Origin of the sequence: Methylocystis sp. (assembly GCF_051062815.1) — a bacterium.
Classification (GTDB): Bacteria; Pseudomonadota; Alphaproteobacteria; order Rhizobiales; family Beijerinckiaceae; genus Methylocystis.
Window position 1 is genome coordinate 79,278 of the sequence record NZ_JBPFDU010000070.1, and the last position, 24,047, is coordinate 103,324.

The window sequence follows — 24,047 nt, forward strand, 5'->3', positions numbered from 1 at the left end:
GCGACGCAAGTGACCTTTCGGGAGTTTATCCTGTCGCCTGGCGACTCTCGCTGGGCTATCGTCATTCGACTCATGCTTGCCGGCGTGTTCGTTACGGAAGGGTATCTCAAGCTCTCGGACCCGGCCTGGCTCGGCGCGGGCCGTTTCGCGAAAATCGGGATCCCCTGGCCGGACGTCACCGGTCCCCTCGTCGGCTGGACGGAGGTTGTCTGCGGCATTCTCATGGCGATCGGCCTGTTCAATCGGATCGCGGCGATTCCTCTGATCGTTGTCATGGCGGTCGCGATCGTGAGCACGAAAATCCCCGTTTTGTTCGGGCGCGATTGGTGGGTTTTCAGCGTGCGCAAGCTGGAGCGCTATGGATTCTTCAGCATGACGCACGAGGCCCGACTGGATTATGCGATGTTGCTCGGCGCGCTCTTCATGCTGCTTTCGGGAGCGGGCCGCTGGTCGTTGGACGAGAAATTGTTCGGCGCGCGGAACTCGCGGCGAAACGCCGATAGCTGACCGGCTCGCAAGGGATCGCATCGCCGCCGGCGCGCTGTTCGGAGAGCGCCGGCAATAGCGCGCCGCACGCGCGGTATGCGCTGCTTGAAACGGATCACACCGCCTCGGCGAAGAGAATGCTCGCGAGCGCCGGCAATGCATTCCGCAAGAGCCGAAATTTGCCAAACCCCGCTTCGCGCAGCAGCGCCTCGATCTCTTCGACGCGGCGCGGCTCGCCGCGTCCCATGGCCAGCGTGTAGAAGCCGTAATAGGCGTCGAGCGGCTCGGCGCCTTTGACGCCGGACATGCCTTCGATAATCAGCAGCGTTGCGCCGGGCGCGAGCGCCTTGCGCACATTGCGCAAGAGTTTCAGCGCCGAAGCATCGTCATGATCATGCACGATTCGGATGAGCGTCGCGACGTCGGCGCCTTCTGGAAGAGCGTCATTGAGGAAGTCGCCGCCATGAATGTCGGCGCGCGAGAGGAGGCCGGACTCTTCGAGCCGCTCTTTGGCGCGCGCCGCCACGGCGGGAAGATCGAAGAGAGCAAGCTGCAAACGCGGCGCGCGGGCCGCGGCGGCCGCGAGAAACACGCCTTCGCCGCCGCCGATGTCCAAGAGGCGCCGATGACGCGAAACGTCGTAGGCGTCGAGCGCCTCCTGCGCGACCATCGGCTGCGTCGCAGCCATGAACGCGCTGTAAGGGCCGATTTGTTGCGCCGACAGCGCCTTGGGCGCATCCCCATCCGAATAGGGCCAATAATCGGCGAGCCGCCCGCGCTTTTCCTGGCGCAGCAGCGCCACGGGATCGGCGAGATCTGCGTAAAGCAGCGGCTGGTGTTCGACGATCGCGAGCGCCGCGCGATTGCCGGCGAAGGCGGCGCCGAGCAATCCGAGCCCGTATTTCGCGCCGCGTCGCTCGGCAAGGCCCAGCGAAGCGGCCGCCTCCAGCAGGCGTCGCGTGGCGGGCTCAGAAAGCGCGAGTTTCGTCGCCAGCGCGTCGAGGCTCAACGGGCCGTCGCGCAAAACGTCGAAGAGCTTCAGTTGGGCGCAGGCGACGAGAACCTGGGAGTAGACGAAGCCAGCGGCGAGATCGAGGCCGGCGCGCGCGCCGCGCCGCGCCAAGGGCCGGGTGACGGGATTTTTCAACGCCCAGCGCTGGAATCGCGGATTGGCGACAATCTCGTCGCGCGCGTTGCGCAATCGCTCCAGCCATTGATCGAGTAACGCCAAGACAGTCTCTCAAGATTCAGGTCTTGCCCTCAAGATTCAGGTCTTCGCTTAGCATGTCGCCAGAACGTCGTCTCGGGGCAGACGCCGCCGTTGCGGCGCAGGCGCGCTTCCTGTAGAAAAGCAGCGCGCCTGCGCCCGTAGCTCAGCTGGATAGAGCGTTGCCCTCCGAAGGCAGAGGTCAGAGGTTCGAATCCTCTCGGGCGCGCCAACAAAATCAAAGTCTTATTCGAAAAATCCGGCCACGGCTTCGGTGAAAGCTACCACATAGCTACCGGCGCGCGTGATTTGATTGTCCGATCTCGCATCCATGCACCTCGGCTTTGCTGCCCGCCGATTTTTGCTATGTTGCGGCGTCGGTTTTCGGAGCCATTTTGATGAAGAATAGCTTTTGGGTCTTCGTGATCCTTGGAGCCATTGGGTTGGCTTCGTGTCAGTCGACATCGAAATTCGGGAGTATCGACCAAAGCGACCGCAGCATTACCATGCCGCCAGGTTCAGCAATGCTTTTAGGTCCGCTCAAACAGAAGTTCTCCGAGGCCGGCTGGCGGATGAGCGTGGATAGGGGCCCGGACATGATCCAAGGTTCAATCGGCGAAAAGACAGCACTGGCCAGTGGGGCAACCTTTCTTACTCGCTATCGTTTGCTGATCAAGCAGAGACAGTACGACATCTGCATTGTTCCGATCGGCGGGCCAGCCGTGGATTACGACTTGAGCGTCATCGATAATCGAACGGGAGAAGAGATAATCACTCAGAACGGCTCGTCCTGCATGCTTGATGGTGTGGCGCAAGAATTCGTAGCCAAGCTCGGCGCTCGCTGATCGGGCCAGCCCTCTAATTCAAACTCACCTTGTCGGGAAAGCTCTTGTGCGAGAGCCGCAGGAAGTAAGCCCAGGCCGCTTCAGCATCGTGCGCCGCCGCAGCCGCCTTCTGGATCGCGTCCAGAGGCTCGACGGTGGGCTGATCGTGCAGGACGCTTTCGGTAAAGTCCAGAAGCGCCCGGTTCGCTGCGAAGGCGGATCGCAGCGCTTGCCGGAACGCCTCTTTAGATTCGGCGCTCTCGAACGGCGAGGGCCGCTTCTTCGGCTTCCTGGCCATCAATCTTGGTAATCCGGGTCACCAGGAAGTCGGCGCTTCCGGTATTTCGCCTTGCCATACTTATCGAGCGACGACCCGCCGGCCTGTAGTAGCGTCCCAACTGCCTGCATTCGCGCCGCGCTGCGCGCTCGACTGGCTGCGACGCCCTTGGCGTTGTATGTGTTGACGCCCTCAAGCAAGGCGTTCTGAGATTCATAGTCCCGTTGGTTGTACTCTTCCAGTCCGCCGAACATCTCCAACGCCTTGTAGAATTCGCCTTGCCGCTCGATGAGCGCCTCTTGATTGATGACTGTCGTGTCGCTGGTTCCGCCCCCGCCGGCAGCAGCCACTGCGCGTGAGCGAGAGAGCGCAAGGTTTTTGTCTTGTGCGCGGCTCTGGGCTTGGCGCTGTGAACTGGCGAGCGCCGTATCTGCGGCATATTTAAGCCCTGTCGCGCGATTGGTGGCGTTGATGATATCGTATGGGCGCGAGGCGTCGATCGCCGCGGCGCTGTCCATGCTGGAGCGATATTCGCCATAGCCGCCGAGCAGCGTTCCCGCTGCTCCTACCCCCGCCATCGCTATTTCAAGTCCGCTCATCTGCCCTCTTCATCGGTCATCACTTGCCGCCCAGACAAGCGGTTGGCTTGCCCGCGCCTCAATGCGTCGACCATGCGGAACCGTTGCAAAGCATTGGAGCCCAGACCGCCCCACCGGAGGTATAAGCCCCCGTCATCCGGTGGTCTCTCCTTCTAGAACGCGTCGACCCTTCTCCAGGGCGAACGCCAGTCGACGAGCGTATTCAAGCGGCGTTAGTTCGACGGTCTCGATTGGCCCGCCGTCCTTGCCGGAATGCTCATGGCGGTCGACGAACATTCCAAGATGCTTGCCGATCTTTTCCAGCGCGCCGAGCTTGTCGTGGAACTTGATCTTTATGCCGTCGCGAGTCTGCGCGACCTCTGCAATCGCCGCAGCGGTGTCGTCGTCGATCTCGGCGCTATCCAGCATGGCGACGCCGTTGCTGATGGCCTCGTTGCCGTCCACGTCCTTGATTGCGATTCCTTCGCCCCATCGAACGGCCTTCCGAATGTCGGCGTAGCCGATCTTGGCCAGTTCAAGCAGCGTGCGCTCGATCGTGATCTCGGCGCGCTTGGCCGCTGCCGCTTGGATTTCCTGTATCCTTAGCGAAACCCTATCGTCAGCTATCAGTCGGGCGGCGTTGGCGTCCATGGAGCGCTCGTCGCCCTGATAACCCGCCGAACGATAAGCCTCGCGCTGAGAGGCGCCCTTGGCGATCTCACGGGCGAAGATTTCATGGCGCGGGTTTTCGAGGACAGGCATTTAGTTGCCTACTGCCGCTCTTGAGCGATGGCGGTGAGGGTTTCAAGCGCCGTGTTCTTGTTATCGAGGCCGCCACGCAGAATGACGCCATCAGCTCTGACGACGCACCACTTGTTGACGGGACCGCGCCATTTGACGCGAAGGTCCGCGCCCACGCTTTGGTCCTCTTCCTCTTTCCCCGCCATGTCGATGCGGTTAAGCTCGGCGACGCGGGCGCCGCAGTGCCAGACATCGCAGACGACAAGTTCCATACGCCACTCGCAGGAATCGACGGCGACTTCGATCAAGTCATACGGTTTCAGTTGCGAGGCGACGTGCAGCCAGAAATCGGGACGCAATACATCCTCGGGCTTTATGCTTTCTTCGACCGTCACGAAGTAAATGGCGCGCATATGCTCCGCGATCTGGAAACGGCGTTGAAGCAAGGCGGGCGCGTCAGTCATAGGTTCTCGCTTTCTGAGATTGAGGCGACGACTTCGCGAATGATGGATGCGGCGTCATTGTTTGCCGCGTTCATTTCTTCGGCGAGGCGAAGCCCTTCGCGCAGGTTGAAGCGAGCCCGGCGAAGCGCAGCGCCGCTCGGGTCGACGGCGGACAAACTTGCATCCAAGACGCAAGTCAAAGCGGTCGCGATTTGGTTGGCGTCGAGCATGATCTGAATTTGCGCGCGCCGATTCCTACGCGCCAGACGAGCTTTGTGCGCTTTGGAGATTTTTGAGTTTTTGTGCGCGAGCGCGGTCAAAATAGTCGGCGACACGGCCGTCTCTTTGTCCGGCGTGATAGGCTCTCAATGCAGCCTTGTCGCCATCCTGGAACATCGCAAGGGCGACGCGAGATCCCCACCAGCGACCGCCTATGCGTCGGCCGAGTCCATGCTCAGCACACCAGTTGCGCGCCGTCTGTTCCGATATGCCAGCGAGCAGCGCCATAATGCGGATGGGGATCGCTTCGTCACGATCGAATGGAATAAGAATCCGAGGCTCGTCGCTCACGCCGCAAGCCTCCTATCCCGCAACAGGCCGGCGAGTCCGATCAGCGCCGCTTCCGCCCTCCCATCGTCTTTGACGCGCGCGAACAATGCGGCTTGGCCAGGCCATCGTCGGATGGCTTCAGAGCGCGCCGCGTCCTTTGCGCCATCCTTGCCCGGCGGAATGCCCACCGCGCGTTTCCACACTGGCGGCGTCAGGAAAGCCACAGGGAGGCCAGCAGAAGCGCAAACGCCTTCGATGACGCCTTTGGACCGCCCGAAGGCGAAAGCCCCTGTAGGACCTTCCTTGGGGCGCGCGCCGACGTATTCGACAAATGCCTGCGACGCCTGCCAGCGGCGGACGATGCTCGCCAGTAGCGGCGCGTTCACGTTGGGCCGGTTTGCAGGGCCGTCGCGCAGGATCGGCATGTCGGCGACTTCGATTAGCTCGCCAGTCGGCGAGAGCAACGCCAGCGCGCCGCGCGCGCCTATGTCGATTCCGATGACGTTCGTCATTCGCCCCGGCCTCCGATTTCATCGGCGATGGCGCCGAGCGCAGCGCCCAAAATCCCGGCGGGACGGCCCACGCCGTCGCGCGTCAGAGCAGCCCGGATTGCCTCAAGCGGTGTCCCATGCTGCAAGGCTATCGACATTGCCACCGCAGCATCGCGAGCATCGTCCGCGGCGTCGTTTGATGGCTTTGCGGAATCGATGAAAAGCTCTGCAAGCCTTCCATCGGGGAAGTGGGAGAAGGTCGCGGTATAAGCCGCGCCGCGAAATTCAAAGCCGATGGTTTCGCCCGCGCGGCGGTTAGGTAGGCGGCAGCGGTTCATCGTCCCGACCTCCATTTCCGAAGATCGACGACGACGGTTTCGTCGCGAGCGATGTTGCGCAGCGTCAGCCGGCCATCGCGCCAGCCTTCAACCGGCAGCACATGCCAATCGCGCCGCCGCTCGCGCTCGGCTTCCATCTGCGCGTAGATCGTTTCGACAGCGTTGCGCTTCTCTTCGAGGGAGTTTTCGACCGATCCGCCGTCGTATGACCGCCAGCTTTCCCCACCTTGGCGGAGTTGCGGTCTTGCGGCCTTAATGTTCCCCCCCGTCAGCTCGGCGAGAAGCTCGGACTTATGCTCGCGAAGGACCGGAAGCCATTTCGCGCGCGCCTCTGCCGGGCCGCAAGCCTTTAATTTATTGTCGTTTTCCAGCCTTACGCTAACGCCTTCTGCGGCTGCTTTTTTGATGATGAGGTCGGCGCTCATATCTCGTCTTCCCCCTCATCAGAGCCAAGACCGCAAGGCCGCAAGGAATTTGAGGTGGGAGTCTCTTGCGGTGTTGGGTTCAAGACCGCCGTCTCTGCGGAGTTGCGGCCTTGCGGCCTTAGTCGCCATGACCATTTGTTGTCATGCCTGAACGCCTCGACGCCGATCGCCTTCTTTGCGCTCTCGACTGTCCGCCAACCGATAGCGTGCGCGGTCGCCGCCGCCTTCAGTTCTGTCGTCGGAACCGGGCCGTCCGCTAGCTGCTCTTTCAGGAAGGTTTCGGCCTCTCCAAACGCGCCCTTGTCCTCTGACGGCTCCGCCTCTGCCGCCGCGAGCATGTCGCGGGCGGAGCCTTCTATGGCCTCGCCGAAAACCGCGATGCTGGCGATGATGCGGTCGTCGCCCGGCATAGGCTCTTGGCGCAGCTCATAGGCGAAGCCGCCTTCGTCGGGGCCGATGTTGCTTTTCGCGCGGGCTAGGAAGCGACGCGGCGGCGTCCCGTCTTCGGTCTCGCCTTCCTTCCCAGCGATCATGACGACGCGCGCGAGAGCGCCAAAGGCGATCGAGCCGGTAATTCGCTCGATCGGCTCGCGGCCGGACGTTCCCTTGCTCAGATGCGTTATGCCGAGCAGCGCGGCACCGACGCTTGCGGCAAGATCGACGAGCGGCTGCAATGCCCGCCGCGTGTCAGCGTTCTTGTGACTGTCGCCAGCTACGGCGGAGACGATCGGATCAACGACGATCAGGACGCAGCCGCCGGCCTTTTCGATGGCTTCGCGCAGCGGTTCCATATCCTTGGCCGGGTCGAATGGTCGGCGGTATTCCCCTTGGGCGACATCGCCGACGAAAAAGACGCGCTCGACATCGGCGCCAGACGCCACAAGGCGCGGTAGAAGCGTATCGGCCGGATCGTCCTCTCCAGACCAAATGATGACATTGCCACGCGGCGCGCGTGAGCCATCCGGCCATAGACCAGCGATCGTCGCAGTAGAGGCCATCAGCATGGCGAGCGTCGTCTTGCCCGCCCCAGGTTGCCCGCCGATGATGTGGAGCTTGCCTCGCGCCAGCCACCCCCACCACACCCAGTCCACGGGCTCGGCCTTCAGGGTCGAAGCGCAGGTCAATTCGACAGTCGTTTTTGAGTGTTGACCCTCTACAACCTGGATCGGAGGTCGATGCCCATTCGGGAGGTCGGCTGTTGTCTCCCACCTGGGCGGAAGCGGCGGAGGCGTTCGTTCGGTCTCGTGCCGATATTCGCGCGCAGCGTCGCCGAATTGCGAGCGAGGACGGAAGGGCGGCTGTCTCATAGCGCGCCCCCGTCTTCTCCCGGAAGCGACTTAAACTCGCCGATCGCGTCCATAAGAACCGCGCGCGCGCTTCGCAGCGCTCGTTCAACGACGCCAACGTTGTCGGCGCTCGCCCCCGCCGCGAGCGCGGCGCCGGCCGTGACAAGGTCGTCGCCAAGCTCGGCCAGATAATCGAGGCTTAATAGCCGGGCGTCGCGCGCAGTGGCGCGCTGGCGTTGAAGATTTTGCAGGGAGGGGTTATGATCCGAACTGTCACGGCTCGCCAGCTCATGACAATTCCGGGGGTCGCTTCCGCATCGCGCGGTTGCGGCTCTCGCCGGTTCAAGGGGCTGCATATGCTACGCAGCAGCCTTCGCACGATGTTCGGATGTAGAGCGCGCCACCGTCGACTTGCTGGCCACCCAGTCGACGTAATCGCCCCATCGATAAAGCGAGCGGTTCCCGTACTTGGTGAAGGTCGGCCCCGTGCCTCGCGACGCCATCGACGCCAGCGAGCTTTCCGCGACGGGAACGTTCGCCTGCTCCGACTTTTCTGCGAGCTGCCGGCGCGTCAAGATCGTGTCGCGATTGAGAAGCGCTTCAAGCGCCGCGACGATTTCGGAGAGTTGGTTCTTTGAATTGCCCGGAGACATTGTGCCGCCTCTTGTTCGAGTTTGCGGCAATCTATTTCTCATCCCGGAGCGTGAAAGTCTTCAACTTCTCCTGGGCGTCATCGGCGTTCTATTAGAATGGCCCTAGGTATTTCGGCGTTCTTTCAGAATGGCCTCAATCTCTCGCCTGATAGTCCGCGTAGAAGGCCAGCCCTTGCGCTTCGTCTCTCGGTTTTCAAGTGCTTCGTGCTTCCGCACGCCGTCGCGGATGGACTCAGCGAAAGACTCTGACCCAACAAGTTCAACGCCCTTCGTCTCGTCCAATATCGCCTCTCGCAGGCGCTGTAGATCGAGGCTGGCCCTCGCTAACTTTGCGTAACCAGCTCGTCGTCCGTTCCATTTCTCAACTGCTCTATGGGTCGCTCCTATGGGCAAATACCGTGCAATCGCTTGTCCGCTCCAAAGCAGTTCCGTTACCACGTAGAGAATTTCACTGCGTCGGATGGCTGAGGGCGTGATTCTCAATATTGCGTCGAGGTTGCCAATAGAGGTTTGCAGCAGCTCGTAGTTCTTACGCAGAAGCGGCGCGTCAGCGTCGTCTTCAGACATTAGTCCGAGTTCTCTTGACGCGTCATCGAGCAGCAAATTGGAGATTTTTGCGATCCATTCGCGCAGTTTCTTTGCTTCGCTCTCGGCTTTCCGAATGAGTCTTTCCCGCTCCTTTTCAAACTCGATGTCTTCTGGCGTCTTTGCGCGGCCTAGGATTGTGCCAGCCACACTTGGAGGTCGATTGTTCAAGCCACCCATCGCGAGCCCTCGCGAGCGCCCCAAGGGTGCGTGGGGAAGCGAGGGGGCTTAAGTCTCACTTGTCGCGCCGTCGCGCTATCCCCACGCGTTCGGTTCACAGCGTGCGCTGCAAATGATCCGCCCTGACGGCGCATCGCTCAGCGCTCTCGACGATGCGCCGCGATATGCTCATCGCCGCGCCGTCGTATGTGTCGGTCACGCGCGCAAGCCAAAGGAAGAGGCGCGCGAGCTTGAACCGCCATGTCATCGCAATGAGCGTCGACAGCGGCAGACGGTGAAGCCGCGCCTTGACGTTGGAAGGGTCGGTCATCGGCGCGCCTCCACACTGGCCACAGTCGACGCGGCGAACATGGCATATTCATTAACGCAGTTGAGGAAACCGAATTCTAACCCACCGACTCGGCCACGCTCCGCCATCTCGCGCACGATGCTATTTAGGAGAGTGGCGTTGCCGTTCGTGGGATATCGTCCGATGAATGCCAGATATTCGCGCCCAAGCGCGCGCCCGGTTTCGTAGTCACGGGAGTAGCTTCCCGATGGCTTCACGGTCCAATAGCTTATGCCCGTCCCCTTTGGTTTTCGCCGCTTCATAAAGGATAGCGCCTCAGCATGGTGGGGGACGCCGCGCCGACGGTCGCGCACGTCGGCAAGCTTGGTAATGTTGCTCATGACAGCGCCTCCCGCTCCAGCGCCGCGATGGCGTTGCGGATGGAGTCGCCGATCATGTCGCCGACCCAATTGTCATTGACGACGTCGTCTTCGTCCAGAAAGTCGGCGATGTGGCGTAGCAGCCACAAAGCGCCCGCGCGCGTCGTCGGTGGCGTATCGTATAATGCGCACTCAGAATCCTTTTCCGCTTCGGTGGCCTCCGCGTCTGTGTCTTCCGCCTCATCGAGCCGCAGCAACATTTTCTGAATTTTCACCGGAGCGCCTTCAAGTTTGGCGAGGCCGGCCGCGTAGTCCTCATCGGAGTAAAAATTAAGCTCGCGCCGCTCTTCCAGCTTGCGGCAGGAGATAGTCACTCTCGGGTCTAAGCCGGCAGCTTCGATCGCTTCCCAGGTTTCGCCCCGCAGTTCGTCAACGGCTTCGGTGACGGTCTTATTGGCGGCCTTCGCGCGCTCGAGTTGCGCGAAGGCCGCAAAGATCGGATCGGCCTCCGCGACGACGCCAGCAATGGCGGGAAGCCCGGCGACGGGCGCAGCGGCAATGCCGGCGAGCATGGCCCGCCGCGATGGTGTATGAGACTGTCTAGCCATGATGCGAAACTCCAGTTCGCGTTGGGTTAGGCCGAGCGCGGCGCTGCAACGCCTCGCCCGGCCGTTTATCAGGCGGTCCCTCCGCCCGATCCTCTAAGAGGGACGACGACGCCCGCAGGCTGCGCGTCTCCCATCAATTCAGAAATCTTGCTCGCCACCGCGTCAGCAGCGGCCAACAGCACAGCGTCGGCGTGGTGGGCGTAGCGCGAAGTTATGCTGGCCTTCTTGTGGCCGATGAGAGCGGCGATCGTCAGCTCCGAATATCCGAGATCGGCCGCGATCGACGCGAAGGAATGACGGAGGACATGCGGAGTCACATCGTTGGGCAGGACGGCGCGTTCGGCTATGCGCAGCCAGACCTTATGAAAGCCGGCCATCGGCTTGCTGGGGTTCGCAGACGACGGAAACACAAGGTCGCCGAGGCGCGGCAATGCGCGCAGGACATCGCAAGCGGCGTGAGACAGTGCGCGCATTGAGAACCCGGTCTTGGTGTCGGAGAGGCGAGCAGTGCGCGTCGCAAGATCGACCTCTGACCATCGCAGCCCCAGCATTTCGCCTCGACGCCAGCCGGTGACCGCGAGGAAGCGCGCCGCGTGAATCGCAATCGGCCATGCGCTTTCAGGCATGGAGCGCAGAGTCTTCCCAAGGGCTGCGTATTCGTCGGCGCTCAATCGCCGTTCACGCGCTCCATCGGCCGCGCGATCGATCCCTCTGCATGGATTATCAGGCCGCAGACCCTGATTGATGGCGTATGTAAAAATTGCGCCCAGGAGTCCGAGCGTTCGTGTCGCCGTTCCGCGCCCGCCGGTTATGCGCGCCAATCCGTGCCGACCAGTCTTGATGCGGGCGGCGGTCTCGCCGTCCGTCACGGACTCCTGGAAGCTCTCGACGTCCTTTCGGGTCACGGCCGCCACCTTCAGGCGACCCAGCAGCGGAATAATGTGTCGCTCGATACGGCCCCTGTCAGTGGAGAGGGTGCTAACCTTTTTCGCTGTCTTTCGGCGCGTCAGCAGTTTCCCGGACTCTGCCTTGGCGAGATATTCGCGACAGAGGTCGGCGACGGTTGGGGCTTTCCTCGCCTCTTGCTTCACGCCCGCCGGGTCCGAGCCCTTGGCGACTTCCGCAAGAATGCGGCGTGCTTCAGCGCGGGCGGTATCGGGCGTCCACGGCGCGCCATGCCGACCAATTGTCTGCCACCGCTGGCGACCATCGGCCGTTCGATACTTCAGCACATAGGAGACTGCATCGCCCTTTTGCCGCCGGGCGCCGAAGCCCGGCACAGCGCCCTTGCCGTCATCCCAGACGGTCGAGCCCGGCTGAATCGCCCCAATGGTCTTGAGAGTGAGCATAGAGCAAATCCGCGGTAGCTAATCGGGCTAGCAACCGTATAGCTACCATCGAAACGCAAGCTCTAGCAATGGCGATCAAAGAAGCGCAAGAGAAGCTACCGCGCTCAATCTTGTATGATCAATATGTTATTGGCGGAAAAATTTCTTCCGGCTTATCCCGGCAAATCCCAGCAAATCCCGGGCGTTGCCCTCCGAAGGCAGAGGTCAGAGGTTCGAATCCTCTCGGGCGCGCCAAATTTTCGCGGCTTCCGCTACTGATGCGACGCCTTTAGATCGAGAAGGGCGGCGCGTCTCCGCGAAATGTTCTCGATAGGATCCGCCAAGCCATTCTATCGCCGGTCAACGCCAAATCGCCGTCATCGCAGCAGTTCGCGGCGAGTTCAGCAACTTTTCGCCACTCGTCGGTGGTCGGCGAGAGCCATATCTCCTCTGGGGTCCGGTCATTGGTGGAGAGCGAGAGAATCGCGTGCACAACCACGAGGTTCGTCCGGGGATGTTCAGCCCACCACGCGGATGATGCAAATCGGAGAGTGGCTTTTTCATTCATCACCCTTGCTCCTTCGCTTGGCGCTCTGCCGCGAAGCCGGGCGTGTTCACGAAATGGGCGTTGCTGCCGATGAAAGCAATTTCTTTTGGGACCTTATTTCGTCTCGAAGTTGAAGCTGAACCTATTCTTGCGTTCCATCAACGGGTCGGAATGTTTCGCCTTCGAAGGCCGGCCGAGGCCTCATATTCGCTCAGTTCTTCCCGCGTTTCAGCTTGTATTTTCGCCCATATGCGCTAAATATTGCCTATCGAGTTTCGGCCGAATGATCTTGCTTCCGCTCCCTTGGCGCGTCGGCTTCTGACTTCCTCTCCAGAACTTCGATCCCTAAGCGCCACGCAATCTTGCATGGCGCAGACAGCTGTTCTCGAAAGGACATGTCATGCAGACCGGTATCGTAAAATGGTTCAACGCCCAAAAAGGCTTTGGCTTCATCCAGCCGGAGTCCGGCGGCCCGGACGTATTCGTCCACATCAGCGCGGTTGAGCGCGCGGGACTTATGGGTCTCGCGGAAGGCCAGAAGCTCAACTACGAAATCGCCATCGATCGTCGTAGCGGAAAGTCTTCGGCCGATCAGCTGCAAGTCGCAGCCTAATTATCGTCCCGGCCCCTGGTGGCCCGGCCGCAATGCGGCTGATCGCCAGGGGCCGGCGAGTTCCTTTTAGGAGGAACAAGACTCTTCAAGAGTCCGCGCAGGATTGCGCAGCAGCGGACGTTGAGCGCGCGGCCCATTCATACGAGGGGCGGACATGGCTAAAGGCCAACAACGCAGTAATCGCGAAGCGAAAAAGCCCAAGAAAGATAAACCCCGCGACGGGGGTGCGGCGGTGGTCGTCAAGGATTCGTCCTGGCTGACCGTTGAAAAGCTCCAGGCGCGCGAAGCCGAAGCGAAGCGACGGCGGTAAGTCGAGCGCATGGCAGGCTCCAGCGCCTGAATGCGCTCATGACGATCACTCGAGGAGCGCCTCCACATGACCAATGACAACGACACGATCCGAAGCTTTCGGCGTCCGGCGCAAAGGCTCACCGCCTCTCCATCGCATAAATTCGCGATCGGGGTTCGCGTGATCCAAAAATTCGGGGCCGCGACGGGGACGGATTCGTTCAGCGTCACGCGCCACCTGCCCGACGCCGGCGCCGGCCTGCAATACCGAATGAAGAGAGAACGCGATGGGCAGGAAAGGGTCGCCGTAGAATCCGCTCTCGAACTCGTCGCGCGGGAAGACTTCATGCAATAGTTTCTGGAGGGGTCGATGGACGCGAAGCAATATCGAACGGAAGCCGCCCTCTTTTTTTCCAAGGCTGCCAATTCGAATTCGAAGTCCCTCAATTTTCGGCGCTTCGCGCACGCCTCGGAGGCCATACGCTTCGCCGTAGAGGAGCTTACGCCAAAAGCGCTCGCCAGCTGTTCCCTCGAAGTCGATGAACAGCACTTTTTCGGCCGCGAGATTCGGCCGCTTTACGACAGCGAAGATTACCCGTTGCGCCGCCGCCGGTCGATAACAAGTCCCGCCCATCGCGCCTGAGGCGCAGACGCGGATTAAAGATCCCGCTAGAGCGCGGCGTCGCGCGAAGCGCTCGTGAGCGCCGTCCTTAAGCTGCTTCAGAGTCCTTAGCGCAGCCTTACGCAGTATGCCCCGGTGGAGAGAGGCGCCCTATCTGTCTTGCGAGCGCGATCAGGCGGAAGGCCTGAGCGTAAGCGAGGATCAGAACAATGGCCAAGACACCGAAGATGGCCAAGCCATACGCCAATACAGACGCAAAGACCTCTGACGACATCAGCGGCGCGACGGCTCCACTCGCCTTTGCCGGAATCGGCTCCGCACTGGCCGCAGGTTTGGGCGTCGCCGCGGCAGGACTTTCCGTTGCATTCGTGTGCGCCATCGCCGGCGCGATCGGCGGAGCGATCCTCGGCGTGTGGGCAAATCGCCGCTGACGCAATTCCTGCTGAAGGCGCTGAGAAGCCAGGCGACGATCGGTCTCGGTGAGGGCCGCGTGCGAAGGCGCACATTCGCACGGTTCTGTAACGGGTAGCGTTCTCCTCAGCAAAAACAACAGGAGGACGTCATGTCGAAATTTACCAGCGCGATTGTCGGAGCCGTCATCGGGTCGGTCATCTTCTTCGGAGTCGGCGCCGGTTTGGCTCATGCCCATACTGCGCCTCAGCAGACAGGATCTGTTGTCTATGTCGAGGCGCCTTAAGCGCGCCTCGGCGACCACGCTCGAAACAGCAGATGGTCGAGGGAGATCGCGCCGGGCCCACGGGCGATCAACACGGTGAGGATCGCCATCCAATAGGCATGGACCGTCCACCATGCATCGGGATAGACGAAGATCTGGATGACGATTGTCATCCCCAGAAGAATGAACGCCGACAAGCGCGTCAAAAGCCCAAGCAAAAGCAGCAGCGGCAGGACGAATTCGAGGCCGCTCGTCACATAGGCGGCGGCGGTCGGCGAAATGAGCGGCAGTTTATATTCGTCGGCGAATAGCGCGAAGGTCGCGCTGCGCACCGCTGTCGGGATCTGGAACGACAGATCAAGGCCGAAAATGTCGCGGCCGAGAGTTGGTCCTTCAATCTTTGTCTGACCGGAGACGAAGAAAGGATGCGCGGCGACGATGCGCAGGAAGAGGGCGATCAGAGAGTAGGGGATCATAGTCGAGCCGCTCGTATGGGAGGGCGCGCAGGAAATCCAACGGTAGCGGCGCGGCGTCAGCGGCGTGATAGGCGGCGCCCACGGCATATTCCAGCCGCGCGACGTCCGGAAGGTAAGCAAGTTCGCGCGCCGGCTCGAAATTCGAGACGAATGTCGCAAACGCGTCGCCATATTCGAAAAGCATCGGCGTGCGCGGAAGGCGCTCGCGCACATAGCATTGCGTCATGGCGCGGAAAAATTCATCGCCGACCAACTGCAAGCAAATCGAAAAACGCTCCGCCAGCGCGTTCTGTCTGACGTTCTGATCTCCCTCTGCTTTCGTCCGATTCATCCATAAACGGTTGAAGTCTGACGTATTCGGCGTGCAATTCAATGGCGTCTGGTGCTTGCGAACAAAGTTGACCTGCTCAGCGCCTATTGATGTGCGAAAAGCGTCTGAATCCGGGATCCTACGCCGCGCTCTTAGGCGTCATGCTCGGGGCTGTGGCCGCCTGCAGGAGCATCGCGCTCGTTTCGTCAGCCGAGAATACTCTGGTGAGCCGATTGCGGCTCAGATGCCCTGCGGCGACGTCCGCGATCTCAATAGCCGCGGCGGTGGTTTCATCGGGCGCTTCGAAGAGCGCAAAGCCGTCATATTCTGCGCCGGGCGTGTAATATAATCCGATAAGGCGGCCGCCGAAGTGCCTGAGAAGCGCTTCTGAAGCCGCGGCGCGGTCCTGCGGCGCCTTGATGAAGGTGGACCAAGCGGCAGGAGAATAGGCAAACTGCGCCAGGAACAAGGGCATGTTTTCATCCTCTGTCCGGAGGCGGCAGTTTGCGCGTTTATGCAATGCTTGGCAATGCGCGGGGCGAGGCGCTGCAGAGCGCGATTGCCTTCTGGGAGCGCTGCCCTTACGTCGTCCCTGCGTTATGCGCCGGTCAAGAATGGCCGGTTTAATGCGAACATCAAAACCGGAGGTGAGATGCTGTTGGCTTTTGTGGCGGCGCGCGGCGGCGATGGTCACGGGAGAGTCGTAAGCGCAGTGTTTAAAACGCTCGCGGCGTTGGTGTTTCTCGCCCAATCAGCAGTGGCGCGCGCAGAGGGTCCGGCCCCGGAAGTGGTGGTCTCCCGGCCGCTCGCCAGGACGATCCCGCGCTGGGACGAATATACGGGTCGTTTCGAGGCCTTAAAGCAGGTCGAGGTGCGCGCCCGCGTCTCCGGCGCTCTGGAGAAGATCAATTTCACCGATGGGCAGTTCGTCAAAGCCGGCGACGTCCTCTTCATCATCGATCAGCGGCCGTATCAGATCGCGGTCGACAGCGCGCGTGCGGAACTTACTCGGGCGCAGGCGCAAGCCGTGGCGTCGACCCGCGATTATGCCCGCGCGCAGGAGATGACGCAGGGCCGCACCATCACCGCGCGCGACGTCGATCAGCGCAAAGCGAGCAATGATATCGCCAAGGCGCAGGTCTTGAGCGCCGAAGCCGCGCTTCGCAACGCGGAACTCAATCTGGAATGGACGCAGGTCCGCGCGCCGATCGCCGGGCGCGTGTCGGACCGTCGCGTCGATTCGGGCAATCTCGTTCAGGGCGGACAGGCGGATGCGACGTTGCTCACGACGATCGTGACGCTCGATCCCATCCATTTCATCTTCGACGCCTCCGAGGCCGACTACATTCGCTATGCGCGCTCAGCAGAAGGCCAGAAAGAAGCCTCGCGCGAGTTCAAGAATCGCGTTTCGGTGCGGCTGGCTGACGAGACCGAGTGGACCCGCAGCGGCGTCATGGACTTCATGGACAATCAGCTCAATCGGCGCTCCGGCACGATCCGTGGCCGCGCCGTCTTCGACAACAAGGACTATTTTCTGACGCCCGGCACCTTTGGTCGCCTGCGCCTGTTTGGCGGCGACGTCTCGGCGCTGCTCATTCCCGATGCTTCCGTCGTCTCCGATCAGACGAGCAAGACCGTGCTTGTCGTGTCGGACGACAACAAGGTCATCGCCAAATCGGTGAGTCTTGGCCCCATTCACAATGGTCTGCGCGTGATCCAATCCGGCCTCGACGCGAAGGATCGAATCGTGATCGGCGGGCTCGCGAATCCGATGGTTCGATCCGGCGCGACCGTTCAGCCCAAGGAAGGCGAGATCAAGGAAGCGCCTGTCGCGGTCAGCGACCGATAGACGTCGAGATCAGGAACGCTATGCGCATTTCGCACTTCTTCATCGAGCGGCCGATCTTTGCGGCGGTGCTTTCCGTGCTTCTGACGCTTGCGGGAGCGATTGCGCAAGGCGCGCTTCCCGTCTCCGAATATCCGGAAATCGCGCCGCCGACAGTGAATATCAGCGCAACCTATCCCGGCGCGTCGGCGGACGTGATCGCCGAGACCGTGGCCTCCCCCATCGAGCAGGAGGTCAATGGCGTCGACGACATGCTCTACATCACGTCGCAATCGACAGGCGACGGACGCGTGTCGATCGACGTCGTGTTCAAGCCGGGCGTCAACATCGATCTCGCGCAGGTGCTCGTTCAGAACCGCGTCGCCATCGCCAACCCGCGCTTGCCGGAGGAGGTGACGCGTTTCGGCGTCGTGGTGAAGAAGGCCTCGCCGGACCTGATGATGGTCGTTCATCTGCTGTCGCCCGACGGCTCGCGCGACCAGCAATATATTTCGAACTACGCCACGCTCTATGTGAAGGACGCCATCGCCCGAATCGACGGGGTCGGCGACGCGCGCCTCTTTGGCGCGAGAGACTATTCGATGCGCGTCTGGCTCGATCCGGCGAAAGTCGAGGCGCGCGATCTGACGGCGGGCGACGTTATCGCCGCGCTGCGCGGCGCCAATCTGCAAGTCGCCGCGGGCGCGGTCAATCAGCCGCCCGCGGCCTCGGCGGGCGCTTTCCAGCTTTCGGTGCAGACTCTGGGACGGCTCAGCACGCCGGAGCAATTCGGCGACATCGTCATCCGCGCCGACGCCGACGGCCAAATTTATCTGCGCGACATCGCGCGCATCGAATTCGGCGCGCAGGATTATACGCTCAACGCCTATCTCAACCACGACGTTGCGACGGCGCTCGGCATCTTTCAGCGTCCCGGCTCGAACGCCTTGCAGACGGCCGAAGCCGTCAAGCAGGAGATGGAGCGGCTCAAGAAGAATTTCCCTGCCGGCGTCGATTACACGGTCGTCTACAATCCCACCGAATTCATCCAGCAGTCGGTGGATGAGGTCGTCCATACGCTGCTCGAGGCGATCGTCCTCGTCGTTCTTGTCGTCATCCTGTTCCTGCAGACGTGGCGCGCGGCGATCATTCCAGTGGCGGCGATCCCGGTGTCGCTGATCGGCAGCTTCGCGGTGATGAAGGCCGCCGGCCTCAGCTTCAACACGCTGTCGCTCTTCGGCTTGGTGCTCGCCATCGGCATCGTCGTCGACGACGCGATCGTCGTCGTGGAAAATGTCGAGCGCTATCTCGCGCAAGGACTCTCGCCGAAGGAAGCTGCGCACAAGACGATGGATGAAGTCGGCGGCGCGCTGATCGCGATTGCGCTCGTGCTCTGCGGCGTGTTCATCCCGACCGCCTTCATCAGCGGCTTGCAGGGCGCGTTCTACAAGCAGTTCGCCATCACCATCGCGAGCGCCACGCTGATCTCAGCCTTTGTTTCGCTGACGCTGTCGCCGGCGCTGGCGGCGATGTTGTTGAAGCCGCATGATGTGGAGGAGGAGGAGAAGACTCATCGGCTGAGCTGGGCGCATGCGCCGCTGCGTCGCTTCTTCGACGTCTTTAACGCCGCGTTCGACAGGGTGTCGACGGCGTATGGCGCGGCGACGGGCCGTCTCGTGCGGCTTGGCGTCGTCATGCTCGCCGTCTACGCGATCCTGATCTTTTTCGCCTTCGATCTGCTGCGCCGAACGCCAACCGGCCTCATTCCGCAACTCGATCGCGGCTATGTGATCGCCGCCTTCCAATTGCCGCCCGGAGCGACGCTCGATCGCACCGACAAGGTGATGCGCGAAGCGACCGACATTATTCTGAAACGTGCGGGCGTAAAGGACGCTGTCGTTTTCACCGGCTTTGATGGCGGGACATTCACCAATGCGCCGAACACCGGCGTGATCTTCGTCACGCTGGAGGCCTTCGAGGAACGTGCAAAGAAGGGGCTGTCCTCGGCGCAGATCCAAGCCGACCTTTACGGCCAACTTTCCAAGCTGAACGACGCCTTCGTCTTCGTGCTGGCTCCGGCGTCGGTTCCCGGAATCGGCACCGGCGGCGGGCTCAAGGGCTATGTGCAGGATCGCGCCGGGCGCGGACTTCCTGCGCTCGAAAACGCGACGTGGACGCTCGCGGGCGCGGCTGGCCAGTCGGGAGAATTCACGCAGGCCTTCACGCTGTTCAACACGCGCACGCCGCAAATCTTCGCCGACGTCGATCGCACGAAGGCCGAGCTCATCGGCGTGCCGATCTCGCGCGTTTTCGAGACGCTCTCGGTCTATCTTGGCTCGACCTTCGTCAACGACTTCAATATCCTTGGACGCACCTATCGCGTCATGGCGCAGGCGGATGATCCTTTTCGCCTGACGCTGCGCGACATCGCCAATCTGAAGACCCGCAGCGCCTCGGGCGCGATGGCGCCGATCGGCGCTGTCGCCACTTTCCGCGACACGACGGGCGCGTTCCGCGCGCCGCGCTACAATCTCTATCCGGCCGCCGAGGTGCAGCTCAATCTCGCGCGCGGCGTCTCCTCCGGCCAGGGCATCGCGGCGGTCGAGAAGCTCGCGGCGGAGAAGCTGCCGCAGGGATTTGGCTTCGAATGGACCGAAATCGCCCTGCAGGAGAAGCTTGCCGGAAACACCGCCGCCGTCGCGTTTGGCCTCGCGGTGGTTTTCGTCTTTCTGCTGCTCGCCGCGCTTTATGAGAGCCTGCTCCTGCCGGTTTCGGTGATCCTCATCGTGCCGATGTGCATTCTCGCGGCGATGCTCGGCGTCGTCTCAAGAGGGCTCGATCGCAACATATTGGTCGAGATCGGGCTGGTCGTGCTGATCGGCCTCGCGGCAAAAAACGCGATTCTCATCGTCGAATTCGCCAAGCAGGCGGAAGACGCCGGCCAATCCAAATTCGACGCCGCCGTCACCGCAGCCCGCACGCGTCTTAGGCCCATTCTAATGACGTCGCTGGCTTTCATTCTCGGCGTGCTGCCGCTGGCCGTCGCCGAGGGCGCAGGCGCCGAAATGCGTCAGTCAATCGGCACGGCGGTGTTTTTCGGCATGCTCGGCGTGACGCTGTTCGGCCTCGCGTTCACGCCGACCTTCTATGTGGTCGTGCGCATTTTCGCGCGATATTTCCAGTCGGGGAGCGCCCGCGAGTCGACGCCGACGTCGGCAAGTTCGGGCGGGAGTTTCGCGCAAGAGATCGGCTTGCACGAAGCAAAGAAAATCGATCTTGGCCAAGCCAAGAGGTGGCTCGACGGCCTTCGGCGCAGGCTGCAATAATCAAGCGCGGGGGCGAAGGACGCGCCTCGCGCAGACTTACTGAAAATGTTCTTCGCGCAGCTTCGTGCTCTGCGTCGGGCCGAATTCACGGCGGCAGGCGGGGCTCAGGCGCGCTACATTTTCGCTCAGGCAGGATTCGATTTCTTCGACAAAGGGAATATCGGAGCTGCAGAATCTCAAGGCGTCGCCCATGCAGTCGGAGCGTTCCTGCGACGTGCCCTGAGCCCTGGCGGGCGTCGCGGCGGCGAACGCCAAAAGAAACGGGAAGAGAAACGAAAACGGAATCAGCTTACGCATGTTGATCCTTTCACACCTAAGCGTCTGTGATGCGCAAACCTAAGCGTAGAACCGTTCTTGAGAAAAGCAAAGCGGGTTCAACTAAGCTTTTCTTGTTAACCGTAACTTCGCGAGGGCGCTAGAACTTAGGCAAGTGCGGCGCGGGTGAGGCGCAAGAGTTCGTCGAGCGAGGGATTGGACAGGGCGTCGCCCGAGGGTTCGAAACGCACGACGGGATCGCGCGTGCAGAGCCGCAGACAGTCGCGCGTCGCAATGGCGAGACGGCCGGAAGCCAGCTCCTTCGAAAAGGCCTGCGCAAAAGACGTCTCGACCGACGTGAGCAGCGTGCGGCCTTTCCCTTCGGCGTCGCAGCGCGGGCCGACGCAGACGAGAAGACGCACGGGGCCGGCGTTCACGGGGGCGCTTAATAGATTGGATGTTGCGCGCAGAGCGCGGCGACGTCTTTGCGGACAGCTTCGATCAGCGCGCCATCGCTCGGATTTTTCAGCACGCGATCGATCCATCCCGCAATCCTTTCGAACTCGGCGGCGCCGAACCCGCGCGTCGTTCCGGCGTTGCTTGAAAGGCGCAGGCCCGACGGCGCCTCGGGCGGATGCGTATCGAAGGGGATCATATTCTTGTTGACGGCGAGGCCGGCGCGCTCCAGCGCCTTGGCGGCGACGTCGCCGGTGAGTTCGCGCGCGGCAAGATCGACGAGCATCAGTCCCATATCCGTGCCGCCGGTGACGATGCGCAGGCCGGCGTCTGCAAGAGCGCGCGCCAGCGCCCGCGCATTGTCGATCACCGCGCGGTTGTAGGCTGTAAATTCCGGCCGCAAGGCTTCACCAAGGCATGCCGCCTTGCCGGCGACGCCATGCAGCAGCACCGAGCCTTGCACGCCAGGGAATACGCCCCCGTTGATCGGCTTGCTTAAGCCTTCGTCGTTCCACAGAACCATGCCGCCGCGCGCGCCGCGCAGCGATTTGTAGGTCGTCGTCGTCACGACATGCGCATGGGGGAGGGGATCGGGATAGAGGCCGGTCGCGACAAGGCCGGCGAAATGCGCCATGTCTACGAGGAGATAGGCGCCGACCTCATCGGCGATCGCGCGCATCGACGCGAAATCGATGGCGCGCGCATAGGCGGAGCCGCCGGCGATGATCATGCGCGGCTTTTCGCGCCGCGCGAGATCGCGCACCTCATCTAGATCGATGCGTTCGGACTCGCGGCTGACGCCATAGGAGACGATGCGATAGTCGCGGCCGGTCAGCGTCGCCGGGTGGCCGTGGCTGATATGGCCGCCGGCGGCGACATTCATCGAAAGGATCGCATCGCCGAGTTTCAGGAGGCCGAGAAACACGCCGGCGTTGGCGTTGGAGCCCGAATGCGGCTGCACATTGGCGAAGCGACAGTTGAAGAGTTTCTTCGCGCGCTCGACGGCGAGCGCCTCAATGGCGTCGGCGAATTGCGCGCCGCCATAGTAGCGCGCAAAGGGCAGGCCCTCGACGGTCTTGTTGGTGAGGATCGAGCCCTGCGCTTCGAGCACCAGCCGCGAGACGATATTTTCGGAGGCGATCAGTTCGATGCCGTCCTGCTGGCGCCGCATCTCGCCGGCGATGGCCGAGGCGAGCTCGGGATCGGAGGAGAGGCGAAGGGCAAAATGAAGGGTGCTCAATGGCGCAAGCTAGCTGTCGATACAAGACGACGTTGAATTCCAAATCTCTTCCGAAAGCGCGCGAAGTTCAGATATTGCAAGATGTTCTGACGGATGAAATATCCGTGGATTAGCACCTGTTTCCATTTGTAAGAGATTTCGCAGTCGACGGAGGGCCAACTTCCCGCGCATCATTCCTTTCGGATCGCGGGCTAATTCCTCATGTGCTGTCGTCGCAATTGCTCCGTGATTGGGAGGTTTGCCGCTCTCGTTTCTCTCACGGAACGCCTGCTCTGTTCGTGAGTTAATGACCGCCTCCAATGATTCCTTTTGTACCTCGGTTATTGCTTGGTCTATCAGCGCTTGTGCTCTTTCAATTGGCACGGTTGGATTTAGCGAATGAATGTGATCGGCATTGAGGAAGTAGCCATCGAGATCACTAAACTCGGTCAAGAAAGGTCGAATACCCGCGTTTCTTAGTCGCTCGTTGAACTTTTTAGCCTGAACACCGCCCATGTAGTCGCGGTCGCGGTGGACCACCAAAGTTATGTTTGGAGCCTTACTTGAGAGGAATGCACCCAGTACAAGAGCTGACTCGACCTTGGTGCAGCCGGCGTATGACGCGATTTCCGTGTCCACTTCCACAAAGCCGTTACTGGCGAGCACGGCCCTCAACGCCCGTTTTGACTCTTCGCTAGAATCTTCGGTCGCGACGACACAATGGATCTCACCGTCAGCGAAGTAATCCACGGAATCTAACGCCCCGAGTTCCATAAGAACTGAAGTCGTATTTAAGTCGGGAGTGTCCACCTTCGCTCCCTTGCTCAGCCAGACAACGCTCCCGAGTCCTCTCACTGAGTCTAAGACATGCCGTGAGTGAGTGCTGATGAGAGCCTGGAAACCACGACGCTCGGCCAATCGAAAAATAAGTCCACACAACGACCGCTGGTTATTTGGGTGAAGATGAGAGTCGGGCTCATCCAAAATTAAGAGTTGTGGTTCAAATAAAGCAATATAGGCGAGGATTTGCGACGCCTGTAGTACGGATGTACCTGCAGCATCCACCTGCAACCTTGGACCTCCGTCGAAACGAAAATAGGCGCCGATCCATTCGTCCGTGTCTTCATCGAAGTCGATCTCAATCTCGATGCCGGCAAAAATTGATCTCATGTCTTCAACAAAAAGATGCCATTTCTCATTATTCGCGCGAAGCATGCGCAGAACGTTCCGTAACGTCAAATTGGCATCGCCCCGAGCGACAATTCTCCTGACAACGCCGGGCGAAAGGAAGCGCTCCTCCTTCGGTATGCCAGCTAATCCCGGGGCGTACACGGTGAATGGCTGCGCAAGGTCCATTAACCGCTCGCCTATCTGCCGACCCACAATCGAAACAGCAATGTTTCTATTTCGGCCTCGCCGAAGTCCGACGCTGCATCTATTGCCCTCCGCATCGAGAAACTCAATTTCGATCTGACTCGGGCGCGGCTCTTGAAGCGTTCCACCGTTCGCTAGCGACAGCACATCGGCAACAGGGGAATAAAGGAGTTGCGCCGGGTTAAATGACAATTCGAATGTGCCTTTCTGCCAAGCAATTCCTTCACCAACGAGGCGTGCAGTTTGAGCGATCGACACAGCAAAATGGATTGCTTGGAGAACACTGCTCTTTCCCGCGTTGTTTGCGCCGATGAGCAGAGTGACGTCCCCCAGATCCAGGTCGAAATCGACGAGGCTCTTGAATCTCTTTATTTTTACTGAAGTGAGGCGCGGCATACGACACTCAAAAAAGG

Annotated in this window: 32 protein-coding genes and 1 tRNA gene; 9 read left to right on the top strand and 24 right to left on the bottom strand. The window is 61.2% G+C overall.

All coding sequences use genetic code 11. The features are described from left to right. Positions 1-9 precede the first annotated feature (9 nt). Complete coding sequence (locus ACR65W_RS11335) at positions 10-507, top strand: DoxX family protein (RefSeq protein ID WP_434499916.1); 498 nt, start codon at positions 10-12, stop codon at positions 505-507. Between the two features lie 94 nt (positions 508-601). Here ACR65W_RS11335 and ACR65W_RS11340 read toward each other — a convergent pair whose 3' ends face one another. Next, the gene (locus ACR65W_RS11340) at positions 602-1,717 is read right to left on the bottom strand and encodes a methyltransferase (RefSeq protein WP_434499917.1); all 1,116 of its coding nucleotides are present in this window, start codon (positions 1,715-1,717) and stop codon (positions 602-604) included. 131 nt (positions 1,718-1,848) lie between these two features. Between ACR65W_RS11340 and ACR65W_RS11345 the strand changes: the two genes are divergently transcribed. Together ACR65W_RS11345 and ACR65W_RS11350 are read left to right on the top strand one after the other, a co-directional pair. Then, positions 1,849-1,925, top strand: a tRNA-Arg gene (locus ACR65W_RS11345). Positions 1,926-2,091: 166 nt separating this feature from the next. After that, on the top strand, positions 2,092-2,538 hold the full coding sequence (locus ACR65W_RS11350) for a hypothetical protein (protein WP_434499918.1): 447 nt from the start codon (positions 2,092-2,094) through the stop codon (positions 2,536-2,538). Positions 2,539-2,551: 13 nt separating this feature from the next. Here the strand turns inward: ACR65W_RS11350 and ACR65W_RS11355 are convergent, their stop codons facing one another. The 15 genes from ACR65W_RS11355 to ACR65W_RS11425 all read right to left on the bottom strand — a co-directional run bounded on the left by ACR65W_RS11355 (position 2,552) and on the right by ACR65W_RS11425 (position 11,668). Continuing rightward, positions 2,552-2,815 carry a hypothetical protein gene (locus ACR65W_RS11355; RefSeq protein ID WP_434499919.1) on the bottom strand — a complete coding sequence of 88 codons (264 nt, stop codon included), beginning with the start codon at positions 2,813-2,815 and terminating at the stop codon, positions 2,552-2,554. Then, positions 2,815-3,393, bottom strand: a complete 579-nt coding sequence (locus tag ACR65W_RS11360) for a hypothetical protein (RefSeq protein ID WP_434502660.1) — start codon at positions 3,391-3,393, stop codon at positions 2,815-2,817. Before ACR65W_RS11360 ends, ACR65W_RS11355 begins: the two co-directional genes overlap by 1 nt. A 132-nt stretch (positions 3,394-3,525) precedes the next feature. Continuing rightward, positions 3,526-4,134 (bottom strand): terminase small subunit, encoded by a 609-nt coding sequence (locus ACR65W_RS11365; protein ID WP_434499921.1) that lies wholly within the window; start codon positions 4,132-4,134, stop codon positions 3,526-3,528. Between the two features lie 8 nt (positions 4,135-4,142). Beyond that, positions 4,143-4,577, bottom strand: a complete 435-nt coding sequence (locus ACR65W_RS11370) for a hypothetical protein (protein ID WP_434499923.1) — start codon at positions 4,575-4,577, stop codon at positions 4,143-4,145. 234 nt (positions 4,578-4,811) lie between these two features. Next, positions 4,812-5,126, bottom strand: a complete 315-nt coding sequence (locus tag ACR65W_RS11375; RefSeq protein ID WP_434499924.1) for a hypothetical protein — start codon at positions 5,124-5,126, stop codon at positions 4,812-4,814. Next, on the bottom strand, positions 5,123-5,617 hold the full coding sequence (locus tag ACR65W_RS11380; protein WP_434499925.1) for a hypothetical protein: 495 nt from the start codon (positions 5,615-5,617) through the stop codon (positions 5,123-5,125). Before ACR65W_RS11380 ends, ACR65W_RS11375 begins: the two co-directional genes overlap by 4 nt. Next, positions 5,614-5,934, bottom strand: coding sequence for a hypothetical protein (locus tag ACR65W_RS11385; RefSeq protein ID WP_434499926.1), 321 nt, complete (start codon positions 5,932-5,934; stop codon positions 5,614-5,616). The genes ACR65W_RS11380 and ACR65W_RS11385 overlap by 4 nt, the downstream gene beginning before the upstream one ends. Next, the gene (locus ACR65W_RS11390) at positions 5,931-6,359 is read right to left on the bottom strand and encodes a hypothetical protein (RefSeq protein WP_434499927.1); all 429 of its coding nucleotides are present in this window, start codon (positions 6,357-6,359) and stop codon (positions 5,931-5,933) included. Before ACR65W_RS11390 ends, ACR65W_RS11385 begins: the two co-directional genes overlap by 4 nt. After that, complete coding sequence (locus ACR65W_RS11395; RefSeq protein ID WP_434499928.1) at positions 6,356-7,483, bottom strand: AAA family ATPase; 1,128 nt, start codon at positions 7,481-7,483, stop codon at positions 6,356-6,358. The genes ACR65W_RS11390 and ACR65W_RS11395 overlap by 4 nt, the downstream gene beginning before the upstream one ends. A gap of 521 nt (positions 7,484-8,004) precedes the next feature. After that, positions 8,005-8,298, bottom strand: coding sequence for a helix-turn-helix transcriptional regulator (locus ACR65W_RS11400; protein WP_434499929.1), 294 nt, complete (start codon positions 8,296-8,298; stop codon positions 8,005-8,007). Between the two features lie 102 nt (positions 8,299-8,400). After that, positions 8,401-9,033, bottom strand: coding sequence for a hypothetical protein (locus tag ACR65W_RS11405; protein WP_434499930.1), 633 nt, complete (start codon positions 9,031-9,033; stop codon positions 8,401-8,403). A gap of 124 nt (positions 9,034-9,157) precedes the next feature. Next, positions 9,158-9,373, bottom strand: a complete 216-nt coding sequence (locus tag ACR65W_RS11410; RefSeq protein ID WP_434499931.1) for a hypothetical protein — start codon at positions 9,371-9,373, stop codon at positions 9,158-9,160. Then, a complete protein-coding gene (locus ACR65W_RS11415) occupies positions 9,370-9,732 on the bottom strand; it encodes a hypothetical protein (protein WP_434499932.1) in 363 nt (120 codons plus the stop codon). Before ACR65W_RS11415 ends, ACR65W_RS11410 begins: the two co-directional genes overlap by 4 nt. Beyond that, positions 9,729-10,319 carry a hypothetical protein gene (locus ACR65W_RS11420; RefSeq protein ID WP_434499933.1) on the bottom strand — a complete coding sequence of 197 codons (591 nt, stop codon included), beginning with the start codon at positions 10,317-10,319 and terminating at the stop codon, positions 9,729-9,731. Before ACR65W_RS11420 ends, ACR65W_RS11415 begins: the two co-directional genes overlap by 4 nt. A gap of 68 nt (positions 10,320-10,387) precedes the next feature. Further along, positions 10,388-11,668, bottom strand: a complete 1,281-nt coding sequence (locus ACR65W_RS11425) for a tyrosine-type recombinase/integrase (protein WP_434499934.1) — start codon at positions 11,666-11,668, stop codon at positions 10,388-10,390. A 926-nt stretch (positions 11,669-12,594) separates the two neighbouring features. Between ACR65W_RS11425 and ACR65W_RS11430 the strand changes: the two genes are divergently transcribed. After that, positions 12,595-12,807, top strand: coding sequence for a cold-shock protein (locus tag ACR65W_RS11430; protein WP_014893112.1), 213 nt, complete (start codon positions 12,595-12,597; stop codon positions 12,805-12,807). Positions 12,808-12,961: 154 nt separating this feature from the next. After that, a complete protein-coding gene (locus ACR65W_RS11435; RefSeq protein WP_434499935.1) occupies positions 12,962-13,117 on the top strand; it encodes a hypothetical protein in 156 nt (51 codons plus the stop codon). 45 nt (positions 13,118-13,162) lie between these two features. Here the strand turns inward: ACR65W_RS11435 and ACR65W_RS11440 are convergent, their stop codons facing one another. Continuing rightward, on the bottom strand, positions 13,163-13,645 hold the full coding sequence (locus ACR65W_RS11440; RefSeq protein WP_434499936.1) for a hypothetical protein: 483 nt from the start codon (positions 13,643-13,645) through the stop codon (positions 13,163-13,165). A gap of 281 nt (positions 13,646-13,926) precedes the next feature. Between ACR65W_RS11440 and ACR65W_RS11445 the strand changes: the two genes are divergently transcribed. Next, entirely contained in the window at positions 13,927-14,148 is a 222-nt protein-coding gene (locus ACR65W_RS11445) for a hypothetical protein (RefSeq protein ID WP_434499937.1), read from the top strand. Between the two features lie 131 nt (positions 14,149-14,279). Then, the gene (locus ACR65W_RS11450) at positions 14,280-14,414 is read left to right on the top strand and encodes a hypothetical protein (protein ID WP_434499938.1); all 135 of its coding nucleotides are present in this window, start codon (positions 14,280-14,282) and stop codon (positions 14,412-14,414) included. On the opposite strand, the gene ACR65W_RS11455 is transcribed toward ACR65W_RS11450, so the two are convergent. From ACR65W_RS11455 to ACR65W_RS11465, 3 genes are all read right to left on the bottom strand, one after another. Beyond that, entirely contained in the window at positions 14,411-14,869 is a 459-nt protein-coding gene (locus ACR65W_RS11455; RefSeq protein ID WP_434499939.1) for a DoxX family protein, read from the bottom strand. The genes ACR65W_RS11450 and ACR65W_RS11455 overlap by 4 nt on opposite strands. Next, complete coding sequence (locus ACR65W_RS11460; RefSeq protein WP_434499940.1) at positions 14,787-15,200, bottom strand: HvfC/BufC family peptide modification chaperone; 414 nt, start codon at positions 15,198-15,200, stop codon at positions 14,787-14,789. The genes ACR65W_RS11455 and ACR65W_RS11460 overlap by 83 nt, the downstream gene beginning before the upstream one ends. 118 nt (positions 15,201-15,318) lie before the next feature. Then, positions 15,319-15,873, bottom strand: coding sequence for a GYD domain-containing protein (locus ACR65W_RS11465; RefSeq protein WP_434499941.1), 555 nt, complete (start codon positions 15,871-15,873; stop codon positions 15,319-15,321). Between the two features lie 18 nt (positions 15,874-15,891). On the opposite strand from ACR65W_RS11465, the gene ACR65W_RS11470 reads away from it, so the two are divergent. Together ACR65W_RS11470 and ACR65W_RS11475 are read left to right on the top strand one after the other, a co-directional pair. After that, positions 15,892-17,028, top strand: a complete 1,137-nt coding sequence (locus ACR65W_RS11470) for an efflux RND transporter periplasmic adaptor subunit (RefSeq protein ID WP_434499942.1) — start codon at positions 15,892-15,894, stop codon at positions 17,026-17,028. A 20-nt stretch (positions 17,029-17,048) separates the two neighbouring features. Further along, on the top strand, positions 17,049-20,330 hold the full coding sequence (locus tag ACR65W_RS11475; RefSeq protein ID WP_434499943.1) for an efflux RND transporter permease subunit: 3,282 nt from the start codon (positions 17,049-17,051) through the stop codon (positions 20,328-20,330). A 36-nt stretch (positions 20,331-20,366) separates the two neighbouring features. Here the strand turns inward: ACR65W_RS11475 and ACR65W_RS11480 are convergent, their stop codons facing one another. The 4 genes from ACR65W_RS11480 to ACR65W_RS11495 form a co-directional block, all read right to left on the bottom strand. Then, on the bottom strand, positions 20,367-20,627 hold the full coding sequence (locus ACR65W_RS11480; protein WP_434499944.1) for a hypothetical protein: 261 nt from the start codon (positions 20,625-20,627) through the stop codon (positions 20,367-20,369). A gap of 125 nt (positions 20,628-20,752) precedes the next feature. Then, positions 20,753-21,022, bottom strand: coding sequence for a (2Fe-2S) ferredoxin domain-containing protein (locus ACR65W_RS11485; RefSeq protein WP_434499945.1), 270 nt, complete (start codon positions 21,020-21,022; stop codon positions 20,753-20,755). Between the two features lie 8 nt (positions 21,023-21,030). After that, the gene (gene glyA / locus ACR65W_RS11490) at positions 21,031-22,281 is read right to left on the bottom strand and encodes a serine hydroxymethyltransferase (RefSeq protein WP_434499946.1); all 1,251 of its coding nucleotides are present in this window, start codon (positions 22,279-22,281) and stop codon (positions 21,031-21,033) included. A gap of 9 nt (positions 22,282-22,290) precedes the next feature. Next, on the bottom strand, positions 22,291-24,030 hold the full coding sequence (locus ACR65W_RS11495; protein ID WP_434499947.1) for an AAA family ATPase: 1,740 nt from the start codon (positions 24,028-24,030) through the stop codon (positions 22,291-22,293). Positions 24,031-24,047 lie beyond the last annotated feature (17 nt).

Bases quoted from the DNA above. Each gene is read 5' to 3' on its own strand.
- ACR65W_RS11480 (WP_434499944.1), bottom strand. From the start codon at position 20,627: ATGCGTAAGCTGATTCCGTTTTCGTTTCTCTTCCCGTTTCTTTTGGCG.
- ACR65W_RS11410 (WP_434499931.1), bottom strand. From the start codon at position 9,373: ATGACCGACCCTTCCAACGTCAAGGCGCGGCTTCACCGTCTGCCGCTG.
- ACR65W_RS11350 (WP_434499918.1), top strand. From the start codon at position 2,092: ATGAAGAATAGCTTTTGGGTCTTCGTGATCCTTGGAGCCATTGGGTTG.
- ACR65W_RS11435 (WP_434499935.1), top strand. From the start codon at position 12,962: ATGGCTAAAGGCCAACAACGCAGTAATCGCGAAGCGAAAAAGCCCAAG.
- ACR65W_RS11425 (WP_434499934.1), bottom strand. From the start codon at position 11,668: ATGCTCACTCTCAAGACCATTGGGGCGATTCAGCCGGGCTCGACCGTC.
- ACR65W_RS11365 (WP_434499921.1), bottom strand. From the start codon at position 4,134: ATGCCTGTCCTCGAAAACCCGCGCCATGAAATCTTCGCCCGTGAGATC.
- ACR65W_RS11450 (WP_434499938.1), top strand. From the start codon at position 14,280: ATGTCGAAATTTACCAGCGCGATTGTCGGAGCCGTCATCGGGTCGGTC.
- ACR65W_RS11455 (WP_434499939.1), bottom strand. From the start codon at position 14,869: ATGATCCCCTACTCTCTGATCGCCCTCTTCCTGCGCATCGTCGCCGCG.
- ACR65W_RS11370 (WP_434499923.1), bottom strand. From the start codon at position 4,577: ATGACTGACGCGCCCGCCTTGCTTCAACGCCGTTTCCAGATCGCGGAG.
- ACR65W_RS11360 (WP_434502660.1), bottom strand. From the start codon at position 3,393: ATGAGCGGACTTGAAATAGCGATGGCGGGGGTAGGAGCAGCGGGAACG.
- ACR65W_RS11460 (WP_434499940.1), bottom strand. From the start codon at position 15,200: ATGAATCGGACGAAAGCAGAGGGAGATCAGAACGTCAGACAGAACGCG.
- ACR65W_RS11355 (WP_434499919.1), bottom strand. From the start codon at position 2,815: ATGGCCAGGAAGCCGAAGAAGCGGCCCTCGCCGTTCGAGAGCGCCGAA.
- ACR65W_RS11390 (WP_434499927.1), bottom strand. From the start codon at position 6,359: ATGAGCGCCGACCTCATCATCAAAAAAGCAGCCGCAGAAGGCGTTAGC.
- ACR65W_RS11380 (WP_434499925.1), bottom strand. From the start codon at position 5,617: ATGACGAACGTCATCGGAATCGACATAGGCGCGCGCGGCGCGCTGGCG.
- ACR65W_RS11475 (WP_434499943.1), top strand. From the start codon at position 17,049: ATGCGCATTTCGCACTTCTTCATCGAGCGGCCGATCTTTGCGGCGGTG.
- ACR65W_RS11430 (WP_014893112.1), top strand. From the start codon at position 12,595: ATGCAGACCGGTATCGTAAAATGGTTCAACGCCCAAAAAGGCTTTGGC.
- ACR65W_RS11400 (WP_434499929.1), bottom strand. From the start codon at position 8,298: ATGTCTCCGGGCAATTCAAAGAACCAACTCTCCGAAATCGTCGCGGCG.
- ACR65W_RS11445 (WP_434499937.1), top strand. From the start codon at position 13,927: ATGGCCAAGACACCGAAGATGGCCAAGCCATACGCCAATACAGACGCA.
- ACR65W_RS11495 (WP_434499947.1), bottom strand. From the start codon at position 24,030: ATGCCGCGCCTCACTTCAGTAAAAATAAAGAGATTCAAGAGCCTCGTC.
- ACR65W_RS11420 (WP_434499933.1), bottom strand. From the start codon at position 10,319: ATGGCTAGACAGTCTCATACACCATCGCGGCGGGCCATGCTCGCCGGC.
- ACR65W_RS11385 (WP_434499926.1), bottom strand. From the start codon at position 5,934: ATGAACCGCTGCCGCCTACCTAACCGCCGCGCGGGCGAAACCATCGGC.
- ACR65W_RS11415 (WP_434499932.1), bottom strand. From the start codon at position 9,732: ATGAGCAACATTACCAAGCTTGCCGACGTGCGCGACCGTCGGCGCGGC.